This window comes from Methylovulum psychrotolerans, assembly GCF_002209385.1.
GTDB lineage: Bacteria > Pseudomonadota > Gammaproteobacteria > Methylococcales > Methylomonadaceae > Methylovulum > Methylovulum psychrotolerans.
This window is the reverse complement of the sequence record NZ_CP022129.1, coordinates 4,176,173-4,189,386: the sequence shown is the minus strand read 5'-3', so window position 1 is coordinate 4,189,386 and position 13,214 is coordinate 4,176,173. Positions and strand designations below refer to the sequence as shown.

Annotated in this window: 15 protein-coding genes; 3 read left to right on the top strand and 12 right to left on the bottom strand. The window is 48.9% G+C overall.

Going from position 1 to position 13,214, the window contains the following annotated elements; all coding sequences use genetic code 11:
- Positions 1-22 precede the first annotated feature (22 nt).
- The gene (locus CEK71_RS23735) at positions 23-739 is read left to right on the top strand and encodes a hypothetical protein (RefSeq protein WP_232463690.1); all 717 of its coding nucleotides are present in this window, start codon (positions 23-25) and stop codon (positions 737-739) included.
- Positions 740-783: 44 nt separating this feature from the next.
- Positions 784-1,275, top strand: a complete 492-nt coding sequence (locus CEK71_RS18865) for a hypothetical protein (protein WP_088620833.1) — start codon at positions 784-786, stop codon at positions 1,273-1,275.
- A gap of 535 nt (positions 1,276-1,810) precedes the next feature.
- On the opposite strand, the gene CEK71_RS18860 is transcribed toward CEK71_RS18865, so the two are convergent.
- The 9 genes from CEK71_RS18860 to CEK71_RS18825 form a co-directional block, all read right to left on the bottom strand.
- Complete coding sequence (locus CEK71_RS18860; protein WP_088620832.1) at positions 1,811-2,263, bottom strand: hypothetical protein; 453 nt, start codon at positions 2,261-2,263, stop codon at positions 1,811-1,813.
- Positions 2,264-2,268: 5 nt separating this feature from the next.
- Positions 2,269-2,604 carry an STAS-like domain-containing protein gene (locus CEK71_RS18855; protein WP_088620831.1) on the bottom strand — a complete coding sequence of 112 codons (336 nt, stop codon included), beginning with the start codon at positions 2,602-2,604 and terminating at the stop codon, positions 2,269-2,271.
- The gene (locus CEK71_RS18850; protein WP_088620830.1) at positions 2,594-3,604 is read right to left on the bottom strand and encodes an ATP-binding protein; all 1,011 of its coding nucleotides are present in this window, start codon (positions 3,602-3,604) and stop codon (positions 2,594-2,596) included. Before CEK71_RS18850 ends, CEK71_RS18855 begins: the two co-directional genes overlap by 11 nt.
- A 101-nt stretch (positions 3,605-3,705) precedes the next feature.
- Positions 3,706-4,341, bottom strand: coding sequence for a hypothetical protein (locus CEK71_RS18845; RefSeq protein ID WP_088620829.1), 636 nt, complete (start codon positions 4,339-4,341; stop codon positions 3,706-3,708).
- Positions 4,341-4,499 (bottom strand): hypothetical protein, encoded by a 159-nt coding sequence (locus tag CEK71_RS22825; RefSeq protein ID WP_157679418.1) that lies wholly within the window; start codon positions 4,497-4,499, stop codon positions 4,341-4,343. The genes CEK71_RS18845 and CEK71_RS22825 overlap by 1 nt, the downstream gene beginning before the upstream one ends.
- A gap of 344 nt (positions 4,500-4,843) precedes the next feature.
- Complete coding sequence (locus CEK71_RS18840; RefSeq protein ID WP_088620828.1) at positions 4,844-6,100, bottom strand: hypothetical protein; 1,257 nt, start codon at positions 6,098-6,100, stop codon at positions 4,844-4,846.
- Positions 6,097-6,456 carry a hypothetical protein gene (locus CEK71_RS18835; RefSeq protein ID WP_157679416.1) on the bottom strand — a complete coding sequence of 120 codons (360 nt, stop codon included), beginning with the start codon at positions 6,454-6,456 and terminating at the stop codon, positions 6,097-6,099. The genes CEK71_RS18840 and CEK71_RS18835 overlap by 4 nt, the downstream gene beginning before the upstream one ends.
- 33 nt (positions 6,457-6,489) lie before the next feature.
- On the bottom strand, positions 6,490-7,023 hold the full coding sequence (locus tag CEK71_RS18830) for a hypothetical protein (protein WP_088620826.1): 534 nt from the start codon (positions 7,021-7,023) through the stop codon (positions 6,490-6,492).
- Entirely contained in the window at positions 7,016-9,832 is a 2,817-nt protein-coding gene (locus tag CEK71_RS18825; RefSeq protein WP_088620825.1) for a phage portal protein, read from the bottom strand. Before CEK71_RS18825 ends, CEK71_RS18830 begins: the two co-directional genes overlap by 8 nt.
- Positions 9,833-10,141: 309 nt before the next feature.
- Between CEK71_RS18825 and CEK71_RS18820 the strand changes: the two genes are divergently transcribed.
- On the top strand, positions 10,142-10,396 hold the full coding sequence (locus CEK71_RS18820) for a hypothetical protein (RefSeq protein ID WP_157679414.1): 255 nt from the start codon (positions 10,142-10,144) through the stop codon (positions 10,394-10,396).
- 175 nt (positions 10,397-10,571) lie between these two features.
- On the opposite strand, the gene CEK71_RS18815 is transcribed toward CEK71_RS18820, so the two are convergent.
- The 3 genes from CEK71_RS18815 to CEK71_RS24200 all read right to left on the bottom strand — a co-directional run bounded on the left by CEK71_RS18815 (position 10,572) and on the right by CEK71_RS24200 (position 13,214).
- Positions 10,572-11,030 (bottom strand): hypothetical protein, encoded by a 459-nt coding sequence (locus CEK71_RS18815; protein ID WP_088620823.1) that lies wholly within the window; start codon positions 11,028-11,030, stop codon positions 10,572-10,574.
- A gap of 275 nt (positions 11,031-11,305) precedes the next feature.
- Entirely contained in the window at positions 11,306-13,012 is a 1,707-nt protein-coding gene (locus CEK71_RS18810) for a DUF2326 domain-containing protein (protein ID WP_088620822.1), read from the bottom strand.
- On the bottom strand, positions 12,987-13,214 hold the full coding sequence (locus tag CEK71_RS24200; protein ID WP_408630476.1) for an ABC-three component system middle component 6: 228 nt from the start codon (positions 13,212-13,214) through the stop codon (positions 12,987-12,989). Before CEK71_RS24200 ends, CEK71_RS18810 begins: the two co-directional genes overlap by 26 nt.

The window sequence follows — 13,214 nt, the reverse complement described above, 5'->3', positions numbered from 1 at the left end:
GACACGCGGTTTTGCCTGACATTTGCCCGTTTCGCCAACTTCCAAACCCCTATTTAAGGTACTGGGGTTTGGCGGTAAGGCGCGGACGACCAAAGGGAGTTTATCGGGCAAAACCACCTGCCCGCCCTACGGTTTTCGGCCATGCCGCCAATTTCACAATACCCGCTTTAAGGTGCTGGGATTTGGTGGTACGATGCGGGTTGCCGAAGCGGCATTGTCGGACAAAACCACCTGCCCACCCGGACAAAATATTTCTTTTGTGCCACCACAAAACGCTAAACCATTGAGTAATAAAATGAGCCGTATTGCTAAAAAACTGTCCAACCCCCGCGTCAGAAGACGGCTAAAAATCGGCCTTTTTCTCTACGGCGGGGTGATTCTGCTCGGCGTGGTCTTTAAGGTCGCTTACGACATCGGCTATTTTGACGCGCAAGCGTTGAAAGAGGCCAAAAAAGCCGAAATGCCTACCACGCGTCCAGAGCTGACCCTAGAAGCCGCCCAGCATATCGTCACAGGTGCGCTCAAAGAAGACCCCACCAACCCCAAAACCCTTGTGGTGCAAATTGTCGACAACAACCAAAAACTCGCCGCCCTGATTATCGAAAGCGACAAGCTAAAAAAAGTGGCTTGGCTTATAGACAGGCGGATATTTTTTACCGGCGACCTGTTCAACGACGACGGCTACAACCTAACCGAAGGCATCGAAAAACAAAACAATATCCCCCATAACAGCGACTGATTGCCCACAACCGCCCGAATTATTGACCATCCCCCTAGGCTAAGATGCTAAACAACCTACTGAACCGCCCTAAACATATCGCAACCGTTTTAGGCTTGGCAGCGGCCCTGTTTGCCAGCCTAGGCCAGCCCGTTTATGCCTGCAAATCATTCGACCCCGAACCCAAGCATTTTCCGCTTGAAGAAGTCATCAATTACCCGCATGTCTATGTCGTAAAAGTCACCGCCATCAAATCCGACCAGCCAGACAGTTGGTACGGCCCGCCGTTTAGCCTGACAGGCCAGATTGTCCAAACCCTAAAAGGCCCCGGAAAACCCGGCGACACCCTACAAGCCGAAACCAAAGCCGACGAAGAAGCCCACGCCCGCTGCCCGGTTATCCTAGACGAAGGCAAGACCTATTTACTGATGCTGGAAGGCACAGAAATGCCCTATAAACTGCCGCGTTACGGCTTATACTACCTGTCTTCCGACCATCCGCGCTTTAAAATCTACATGGCCGACATCAAACGGAGTTTGAAAAAACGGGGTAAGTGAAGTCTCGAATAACGTAACACTATCGGTTCTGCCCAACAAACTGCGCCCTATTTCTTCAACTCGATCATCAAGTTTTTCATAAAGTCACCTCTAAATAGTGGGAAAGGTTAGCGAAGAGCTAAGTCTTATCAAGGTGGACGGCTCCCTCCCCTGATGGGCGACTGCATGGATGCAGGAGGTAGAGCAACGCAGGAGCAGTTGCCGAGAGGGTTGGGGTGGGGAGAATAAAATCAATGGCTTATGCTTATGGCTCAGAGATTTTGATCAATGTATTTTATTCTGTTTCATGAAAAAAGTGTTGTTTAGATTCTCCCCACCCCAGCCCTCCCCATCAGGGGAGGGAGCGGCCTCACCTTTCAACTTGTTGTTTTTAATTAATTTAAATACTCATCCAATGCCTAGTGGCTAAGTTGTTTGTTCTAATGTTAAAAACTTGATGATCGAGTTCAAACGAACATCCGGCAACTGTCGGCATTGATAAAGCGTCAGGTAGAACCGCCTAGAGCCTACGCGCTTAAGCAGGTGAACAAGCGGATTAACGTTGATAGTGCTTGCTGTACCACTGTTCGATTTTAGCAATAATCGTTTGAATCTTAATGGATATATCCTGGCATTTTCTGGCATGGTGTCCACCCGGCAGATGCGCCGAAGATTCAAAATCATCACCCGTGACCATTTCAAATAAGTCGGCAAAATCACCGTCCAAATCCATACCTTTTTGTCGGCTTTTTAACCATTCGACCAGCCTGTCCAGTTCGCTAAATTGATTATGTATGTCCAATGCCATACGTTTAGGCTGAGTATCGGGCTTCGCGGGAAAATAATAATCATTAGCGGCATCGCGCAGCACCTTCAAGGCCACTAAAAACTTATCCAATTCCCCCCGAATTTCTTTGCGCGTGTCGCGTTGCCCCGTCAAACGATGGTTGACGATAAGGCCGACCAGTGCGATCACCCAGCCGATAGCCGCAACATCACAACTCGACATAGCGATTACCAGACTTTGCTTTTTTCCGCTTGCGCCTTCTCAAGGTAGCTCCATATCCTTTTATTATATAAAGCCCGCGAGCTGACGATTTTCAACTTGCCCTTAATATCCGCCAACGGCATCCCTTTCTCCCTAATCAAGCCGCCAAACGCCTCCTCCAAAAAAGAAGAGCCGAACCCTAACGCCCCATTCAAATCGACATTGACCTCATCATTATCCTGCAAAGCCGGATACAAAAATTCCTCCCTGAACCTCTCACCCGAATAGCTGCCGTCCGTCTTATATCTGCCTGCCGGCGTATCGGTATAATCATTTGCTATTATTATGGTTTTACTCTTCATGTCTGCTGTCCAGTGAAATTTGCCATTGCACAATGGTGCCATTGATGTCTGTGAGATAATCTTTCCTAGACTCTTCACTATTAGATGAATTATAGCTAAAACCGCCTTTTGCGCTAAAAATCCTAAAGCCGCCCAGCTCATGAGTTTTTGCAAACTCCAGCATATCCTTAAGGCCGTTGCCCCTATGCGGTAATTTAGTGCTGGAGCGGGAGCTACCCACAGCCACCTGAAGCAAATAAGTATCCTTACGGTTTCTATAATGCTGTAGGGGCTTGTCCACAAACTCTTTAAACGCAGGTTTCTTTCTAAGGGACTGCGGAATACCTATGCCTAAATCACAAACCGCAATTTCAAAAAAGTCACCTTTTTTCTGTGCAAACAGCCACCACATCTTTTGTTCGCTATTTTTATAAGCATGTTGAATAGTATTGGTCACTGCTTCGGACAAGCTTTCAAATAAACCAGACTGTATCTCTTCGTTGAAGTTTATACTATGGAGCAAATTTTTAAACTTACTGACATCATCCGTTGAAATACCCTTAATGTAGTGCCAGTAACGGACATTTTCAGCCGTAATGGCTTTGCGGGGGGTATGTTTCCCCAATAATGCCAGCAAGCCAATATGCTGAAATAATTGTTCCACAATATCATCAGCGGGATAATTACAGCTTATGGATTTTGGATGCAAATCTAGCAAGGCTTCAATATTTGCCAAAACCAATAACATCCCACAAGGATGCAATCTTTTAGTCTTACCAAATAACACATGCACTTTCAATTCGTTACGGACAGCATCTTTAATTTGCCTTAAAAAAGCTAATAATAACCTTCTGTCATTTTCGTTTATAAGACTCAATATTTCGGGGGCATGGACAACAATTCTATGGTTGATTTTTGGTAAAATTTTTGCAGATTTTTGCCGACTTTTCCATATCCTGCGTATTTTATGTTTACTTTTATGAATATGATGGATCTTTTGCTTTATGGATAATTTCTTCATTTAATGGTCTGGTGACTGCCGACCCTCTATTGTGATTTACACAACACAGTCTATAGTAACAATCCAACGATTACTATTCTATGCACCCAAACCATCAATGCCTAGGTACCCGCCTTCGCCACATCCGTATCCCCACCCGCATTACCATTACCATGCTTATGCAGCTGCAAACTGATCGTATCCGCCTTAATATCCTTACTGGCCGTTATCGACCCCGTCACCGACACATCGCCTCTCACCATTATCCCGTCTTTGCTTAAGGTGATGCGGGTTGTATCCGTACCCGTAAGGCCTAGCGTAATAGACACGGTTTTACCCGTATTTTTCGTCACCGCAAACTCGCCCTGATAATCGGCACCCGTCAAATCTTCATGATCGGCCGTGTCCGCAATACGCAGATACGCGCCAGAAGGGTGGAAAATCTCCATATCCGCCCCTTCCGTCACCGAATAATAAGCCCCCGAATGGTGCAGACCCAACGCGCGGTTATCGGTGAACGCACAGGAATTGCCGTGCGGGAACAAAAAGCCCTGCACATAAGGGCGGTCGTCACCGATAAAATCCACCACCGCCAACACCGTCGCACCGTCTGGATTAGGCAAAGCGCGGCTGCCGCTGTCCATACTCGCCGAAGCCGACAACACCGGCACCCCCGCCAGCACCCGCCCATTATCCAAACGCACATCCACCGCCACCGCTTCGGGATGCACCGCCAACACCTGCGCAAAATACGCCATCAGCGGCTCCTCCGCTTCATGCCCGGCGCCATAAACCGCGCCGAGGTCGGCACCGCAGCCACCAACACCTGCACCGGCAACGGCGTAGGCCGGGCATCTAAAATAGCGTCCGTCTTACTGTCTAACAAGGTATTACCGCGACTGTCTTGTATTTGCATCTAAACCCACCTATCGGCATAAAAAACTGGCACACGCTAACCCGCAGACCTCGCGCTTGTCATAGTAAAGCACTCGCACGAAGTAAAACCCACCATCCCCCGCCCGTGTTAACTTAATAACCCGTTCCTAGCGACCCCTTCAGCAAACTCAAATACCGCCGCTCACTGGGCAACCTAGCGCGGAGTGCAAAGGTCTTCAGCCTTTGCACGATGACCTAACCGCGCGGGTCAACACCTAGCCTAGCGTTTGCTTAGGAACGCGCACGAAATAAAATCCCTTGCAAAAACAAAAAGCCGCCCCCTAAGCAAAACCGAAGGAAGCCGGGCAACAAAAACACGCCCAATCAGGACAAACGCCGCCACTTCGCGCGAAAATGCGGAAAAATATTGCCCGCAGGCACCTCTTTAAAATGCCTGACGTTTTCGAAGTAAGACTCCGGCACATTATCAAAATCGCGGTTAGTTTTGCCCAGCCACACCTCGTGCCAGCGGTCTTTATCCGGCTTATCAGGGGCCACCACCGTCAGCACCGCCCCGTCAATATTCCGGCAGAAATGGCAACCGCCAGAGTCTTCTTGGCGTTGCACCACAGCCCCGTAGGGTAATGCCCAGATGAAACCCTGTAACTTTAGCTCACTGATTTCGCACAGGCCGTATTGCAAAAGCCTCGCCGACAATTGATACAGCCAGTGCTTTATTGACGCGTGCCTATTAGCCATACTATATTCCGTGATATGCCCCCTCCTCAATAGCATATACAAGGTCTCATCTAGCCTTTCCCTAACGCTGGCCGCCGATTCGATGATATGAGAACCCACTATCAGCAAGGTGGTCATATCCCAGCTATGCGCCGCCATCAATTCCTCCAGGGTTGCCGTTGAGCTTTGGCGGATAGCCGCCACTTCCGCGTCGGTAGGCTCCCTGCCCGGATGGGCGTTTTCCCAAGCCACTTGCGCCACCCCTAACTGCCATGCTTGGAGGGCATAACTTTTCACCCGACGGTGGATATCCGTAGCCGATAAATAACTGTGGAACAACAGCTTGAAGACAATATCGTAATCTTCCGTCTGCCAATCCTCCGGCATCCGGCGGCAACATTCCGACACCTCTGCGTAGCGGGTACTGACATATTTATTATATCTGCCGATAAAACGAAACCTCCCCACCAGCGGGTAACGGTCTGCGCAACCATAACGCCGCCCTTCCAGCCACGCAAACGCTTCCTGATAAAAACCCGCGAGTGCCTGGTCGATAAAGGCGGCATAGTCGTCAAGCAACGGCCTGACCCACGGGCAAGGGTGCGGGCTGACCAATTCCCGGTCAAACATATATTGGTGGATGGTCTCAAACGGACACGGCGCGCCCGCCGGCAACTCATCCCATTCACGATAGCTTTCCGCTACCCCCGCAGTCCCCTCATCGTCACTGTTATCTGGTATATAATCATATTCTTGCGGAAAAGGCCTGTCTTCGTCCAATCTGGCATCTAGCCAGTCACCCGCCGGGGCAGGGGCAGACGCAATCCTATGCCAGATCAAAGCGGCACGGAAAGCGGGCAAAGCGACACGGGATTTCTTGTTTGGGGGCGATAGAGGGTTCATGACGCGGCGGCCTCGGCGCAAAGGCGGATAAATAATTGGGCGACGGCTTCTAATCCTGGGGCGATGTCCGGGCTAAGGGCGGATGACTTGCTTAACCTTTCGGGGACGCTGAAATCGGCCACTTTTTTGCCCTGCACGCCTTTGGGTAGGGTATATTTTTGCTTGTTAGTCTTGTACTGCGCCTTATCCCACGGATGGGCGGATAACAATAGGTAATGATCGCCCTGCCATTGTAACACAGCGGCGTAATGCTCCATTACCTGCTTGCACCGAGCCAAGGGTACGCTGTGCGTACCTTTTAGGCGATTAACGCGGTACGCACAGCGCACCCAACTACTGAGCCGAAAGCTGGACATGGTAAATCACTCAGCCTTAGGTTCTTGGTAACTTTACGCGCTGATCATCCCGCCCGACAACCTAGTCAACTCCTTGAGCCGTGCCGACACCACCGCCATGCCCGCCCTGTCGTTGCGATGCAAATACAGCGACGACAAACTCAGCAACTTATCACATCTGGTTTTGGGGCCATTCTGCAAATAATCCGCACGGTCTTTATATCCGCTAAATACCGCGTGCATTTCTGCATCATCGGCAAGGTGCGGGGCATCGAAAATGCTTTCAATAAAGGGCATCTCGGCTTCCGGCACCGGTTCCGTCAGCAAAAAAATATCCAAATTTTCAAAGGCATCACGGCATTGGACTTCCTCAAGATAACCCGGATCTTGCAGCCGCGCCTCCGCCGCCGCCATACCCGCCGCGTCTCCGCGTAACCGGTACAGCTCCCAGATATATAACAGTCGGTTATCGTCGCTTTGGGGGCCATTTTGCTCCAAATCCGCACGGTCTTTATAGCCATCGCCATATAGTGTGTGCATTTCCTCATCCGTGGCAAAATGCGGGGCATCAAAAATACTTTCAATCATAAGAACGTTTCGACAATTTATGTAATTTATCAATAATAAACGCACGATACTCAGGATAATGCGCCGCTAAAAAGTCACCCAACTCCGTTTGCTGGCGAGGCCATTGCGCCTGCCGGTCAATCTTAACTAAACCCGCGAACACATCCGGCGTAATATCTGAGGACACCGGATCCATCGCGCCAATTTTCAGTAATAAATTGCGCAGTGTCCCCGCGCTTCTAGTATAACTGATACCCGCCTCACGGATAGCCTGCAAATATCCTGGCCTTACACCAAAAACCGCCAAAAACTCAGGATAGGTCTGTCTTGCCACCGTTTCGCGTAAGGACTCGGCAATAACAATCTGCTCATCCGTCATATTGTCAGACATAATATTGGCCTGCTGATTATGCCCTATTTCATGCCAAAGCGCTTCCATCGCGTATTCATCAAGAAACGTTAATGTTTCGCCGCTCTTTATTTTTTCTAATGCCGCTATTGTCAACGATAAGCCAGAGCGTCCATTCGCATTCTTTAGCTCCTCTTGCGATAACATAAAAAGTCCCCGCGAATCAGTTGCCGCAAAGGTATTAGGAAAAGTAACCGAAGTGACACGGCTCACCCCATGCGGTAACCACTCAGGATGGAGCTTAGCCACATCTTTTAATATATCTTTGATTCCCTCCAAGGAATCTGTATTTCTATTTTGCAGTTTAATGGCGACGTGCAGAATAATCTTAAGCGCGTCCGATAAGCCATTATTAGGGGGTGGCTTGGGCGCACCAGGCGGTTTAGTGGGCAAGCTTTTGCCCGCATCCGGATTAGGCTTAGGCACACCAGGCGGCTGTCCCGTACTGGGCAAATATTTGCCCGCATCCGGCTTAGGCTTAGGCACATTGACAGGGCTGTCGGTAATCGGTGGTGGCCCGTTAACTCCCGGCTTGGTGCCGCCCCCGCCGCCACCGAAAGGCGGTTTGAGCGGCCCCCGCTTAGCAAAAGCCCTGCCAATCCCTAGTCCCATCCCGCAAGCCGCCGCCCCCTCACGCGGCGACCGCTTCCCCGGCAAGCCCTTGCCACCATCCGGCTTAAGCCTATCATCAGCACCGCCGCTAACCAGCAGCCAGCCATTAACGCCCGGCTTAACACCCCCAAAAGGCGGCTTGAACACCCCCCGCGTATTAGCCGACCCAAAATCGAATTTAACATCTTGCGCATAACGCGCCGCCTTATCCGCCGTCACCCCACGCGGCAAACTCCCGCCCACCAAGCCAGGCCGCCCCTTATGGTGCGGAAAACTCTTCGCCAAACCCTTATCCGCCCCCGCCTCCTGCAAGTGCAGCCAAGCCCCCAACAAAGCCGGATCGACCGGGGCATCCCCTAACGGCGTGGCTAAGGCCTGATAGCCTTCCTCAGCCCGCAGCTCGTTCAGCGTCAACACCGTCTTGCGCAACTCAAAACGTTGCGCCGGATTTTCCACATCCAGCCCCGTCCAACGGAAACACCAATCCGGGTTAAAATCCGTCACCACAAAATCAGTGAACAGATTCTCAAAATAACTCAACAACGGGCGCAAGCCAGAATCTTTCGAAGCCGCCAACTTCTCCGCCGTATCACTGCCGCCCAAGGTACTGGCCGTACCGCCGGAAAACGAATCGAAATTAATCTCCGACGGCGACATCCCATACACCGCGCAAATCAGCGAGGTTAAAAACGTCATCCATTTGGCGAACATCATCTCATTGAAGTCCACACCAAACTTCTCAAACTGCACCTTAGACGCTTGGTCCTTCGACACCAACACCGGCAAATTCAGAGTGTTATTCACCCCGCGCACCATATTATTAAAATACCGCCGGAACGCCGCCACATCATTACTGTCGAAATTGCCGAACAAATGCAGCACCCCCTTAGGGATACTGTTTTTGTCAAACACATTACTGTTCAGCGCCATCGCATTTAAAAAACACGTCACCACCCGCACCAACAACTCCGCTTCGGGAAACCCATAGCCCGCCGAAGCGACATCCGAGCGCGGATTACGCGGCTCAAAAATCAACTCCTCATAACGGTAAGCCGTGCGCACCTGCCCATTCACCACCTGCACCGCATAAATATCGGGATCGCCCCGATACCCCTGCTCAGGACACAAACGGATAGTCGCGCCATCGACCGCGTACAGGCCGTCAATCCCCAAATCGCGGGTATTTTTCAGCTCCAGTTCCAAGGCTACCGCGTCCAACACCAAAGAATCGCGGGTCGCCTTCGCCATCAACTGCGCAAAACTGTCACGCCGCAACGCCTTACGCCGCCGCGCCGAAAACTCAAAACCGCAATGGCTGATCACCTTATTCAGCACCGCCATCTGCTCCAACTCGGCACGGCTAGGCGAATGCTTACGGTCAACATGCCCCACCTGAAACCCCGGCAACGCCGTGTCGCTGTCACAAATCCGGCAAAAACGCTGCACTTGCCGGGTGCGCGTCAAAATCACCGCATTCAGCACCGGGGTCTGCGTCACCATAGACCGCAACCCCTCCGCCGTCAGCGTCAAAGGCCGCTCCCAATACTCGCCCTGGCTACGCGCCTGAAACTCATCCAAACCCACCGACTGCATCCCCGCCCGCCCATGCTGCGCGGCATAAGACGGATACGCCACCAGCGCCTTCGCCAGTTCCGCCTCCTGCACCCACGCCAACAACTCCTGCACCGCATCCGCAGGCAATACTTCGCCATCACCCGGCAAATGCGCACGGTGCAACCCCGCCAACGCATCAGTACGCTCGGCAACAGGGGCTTGGGGGTTAAACGCAGCGGTAAACGGATTGTCCATAAGTCAGCAGCCAAAAAGAGGGATGCCGATTAAGGTACTGTCACGACGGGAAATGTAAGAAGCGGATCGCGTAGCCGCGTAGGTCGGGCAAGCGGTTCTGCCCGACCTACGCATTTTTACTGCATTTATACGTTAAATTTGTACAAAATTAACGCTTTTTTAATTGCAAAAAACCTCCGGCACGATAAACTGTCAGTGCCAAAAACGAAGAACGCCTTTGTTCCACTTAATGCAGGCAACGTATCGATTATGAAAATTTGTCGGCACAGCAGCCACCTACTTTTACCCAGCAAATGCGGGGCAATGAATATGACAACACCAACAAAAGACTCAACCGAAAAGACCGCCAAAACCAGCCGTCCAGACGTTAAACGCATCACCGCCGACTTTAGCCCAGAAGCGTATGAAGTTTTGGAACGCGTCGCCAAAAATCTGGACACCACCAAAGCTGATGCCTTACGCCGCGCCTTAGGCTTGCTGGATTTTGTGCTGACGGAAAGAAAAGAGGGCTGGAAGGTGGTCTTAGAAAAAGATGACCGCAGAAGAGAAATCGTGACACTGTAAGGCCGATGCCCTGTCAGAAAATCCAGCAATGAAAGTACCCGCCTAGAATAAGGCGGTAAATGCCAAAGCAACAGCAAACAAAAGCGGCTCGCCGGGCAAAAACCCCCTGCCCGACCAACCACAAAATCCGGCCAAAAATACGCCAAGACGGTTAAATGTCAAAATACCGCCCAACCTACTGGGCTGTTTTCTCCTCAACCAAACTGTCCTCCGGCTGAAATTGCTTCTCCATATCCTTGCGCAATTTTTCATACACCATCGGCCAAGCGAAGCCCACCGCCACCGCCGTTTGCGGCGAAACATTCAAAAAACCGCTCACCACCCCCAAATAACCCACCACCGTCGCGGAAAAAAACCACCCCACCAAAGGCAAGGCCTGGGCGATAATTTCCTGATGCGGCAAGCGGGAATTATTGCCATCCACCTGATTCTTAATGATATAATCAACAATCTTAACCAAAATACTGACCACCCCGCAGTAGAACGAATACAAAAACAAATGCCCGTGCAACACCGAGGCCATAAACTTCTCCTTATCCGCATCCTGCGCCTCATCGGCCAACGCCCCACCCCAAACCCAAAATGACAGCAACAGCAACGCACAACCCCAACGGTAAACCATCGTCTTACTCATACCTTCCCCCTATCCAGTAATAATAATCGCCTTGCCGCCGCCCAAACCACCGCCGCGACAGACACCTGACACAATACCGCCCAACAGGGGCGGTAAAGGGATAATAGCAAAATAAATCATTGAAATATATTAAGTTTTACCAGAAATAGTGTTGATTATTACCAGAAATGGCGGGGATATGGGGAGAAGCGGTAATATGATGAACCGTCGGAGTCAGAATTACTTATGCGCCTTACAACCGGAGATACGGCCTGCCCGCCATCCCACCGATAGAATCATGCACTAAAATCCTCGCCAAATAACCAATTTTCAGGATCTTTATCATAAAGCTCTAAAATTAAAGCGTCATTAATCATTTGCTTTTCTTCCGCAGTCAAAATATTGACTTTTTGTTCTGCATCTAAAACCTCTATTAAGCTATTTTGCGCGATATTTAAAAAATACTGGCATTTCTCTTCCCTCACCACGTTCAAAATAATTTTAAACATTGTTGATTTTTGTCGCGGATCCATTTCCGAAAAAATACACCCATCATGTGCCATAAATCCTAACAAATCTTTATTCAACTTATAGAGCAAGACATCGTAACAGAAAATTTTTACTTCCCCGACCGCTTGGGATTCGTCTTTGGGAATTTGTAATTGAATATCAAACAAATATTGTGCATCTTTCGTTTCTTGGATTTTTAATGAAGCACCATGATGAGCCTGCTTGCCATAAAAAGGCTTGGCCAACACCCTAAACTCATTTTCGATGGCTTCCAAAGACTCATCCTTCTCTTCTAAATATAAAATGCTCCGCTCTTTAATCAAAGCGTTTTGACTGTCCAAATTGCTTTTTTCTTTCTTAAAATCGCGTAACAAATGCTCATATTTTTTTAAATTCTCGCTCTCGATTTCTAATGACTTAATTCTTTCCGCCAGTGAATTAAACTCCTCTAATGCCCCGGAATTATCCAAATCTTTCAAAATACCATCGCGTTGCGCCGAACATTTTTCTAAAGACCCAGTTAGGGCGGCAATTTCGGTCTTTAATTGGCTAACTTCCATTATCAGCCTATTTTTCCTGTTGTTGACTAAGGCATTATGAAAATGTTGGGCATCAGATAACCGCTGGGTAATCTCTTTGCCAAAAAAGAATTGGGCTTCATGATAAATATCTGCAATCTGGGCAACATCAATGTTAACGACCTCCCTTTTTAGGCTAATCTCTTTTTTTTCCAGTGTTCTCTCAAGAAAAAATTTTTTGTTTCTCAGTTCGTTCAGTTCGGCGGTTAAATCATCGGCTTGTTTTTTAAGCAGGTCATAACTTTCCGCAATCACAAAATGATCACGCTTATTTTTTAAATCAGCTATTTCATCCGCCAAATCCTTCAGATTAGCCTTATCCAAGCTTTTTTCATATTCTTTTATCGCTTTTGCCGCGTTATTCAACGAACCAATGTCTTTCTTAGTAGCAAATCGCTGTCTTACCAAATCCGTATCAATACCTAATAAATATAAATTGGTAAGCCGTTGCTTATAGTCAGTAATAGGTCGTCCCTGCTGACTTAAAGGATCAGCATAATACGTTCCGCCAAACCGCCTTGCAAAACAATTGAATACCTGCCTAAAGCCAATCTCGGCTTTATCGCCTAAGAAAAGCTGGCTTAACTCCTTAGGATACGCTGTCTGATTAATTTTTTGGCCATTAATAATATAATCTGCTTGTGAGAAATCCTTACTGATCAGATAATGCTTACCCTTATGTAAAAACTCAAGATGAAAACAACCATAACCCGCTAAATAGCTTTTTAATTTCTTGTTATCAAGCGCCGCCCCTAAGACATAATGGATAAGTTTAAGCGATAAACTTTTACCAATACCGTTAAAAGAGTCGGTATCTTTATCGCTTTTTTGTATTCCGGCGACTATGTTCAAGCCTGGCCTGAAATCTAATGTCCTAAACTTTGGATTATCAGATCTTAGCTTTAATAATTGCATGATGGCTTTCGACTTTATTTATAAGGTAGAGAAAATTTAAGCAGAGCAAAAGCTTATCAATCGAAATGGGCTTATGGTAAGTTTTGTTAACCTTATCCAGTAAATCATCAACAGATAACTGGCCGTGCTCGGCCAATAGCTTTAATACGCACGACCCTATAACAATCAAAGAATCAACAGGTTGTATGATTTTTGTCGGCAT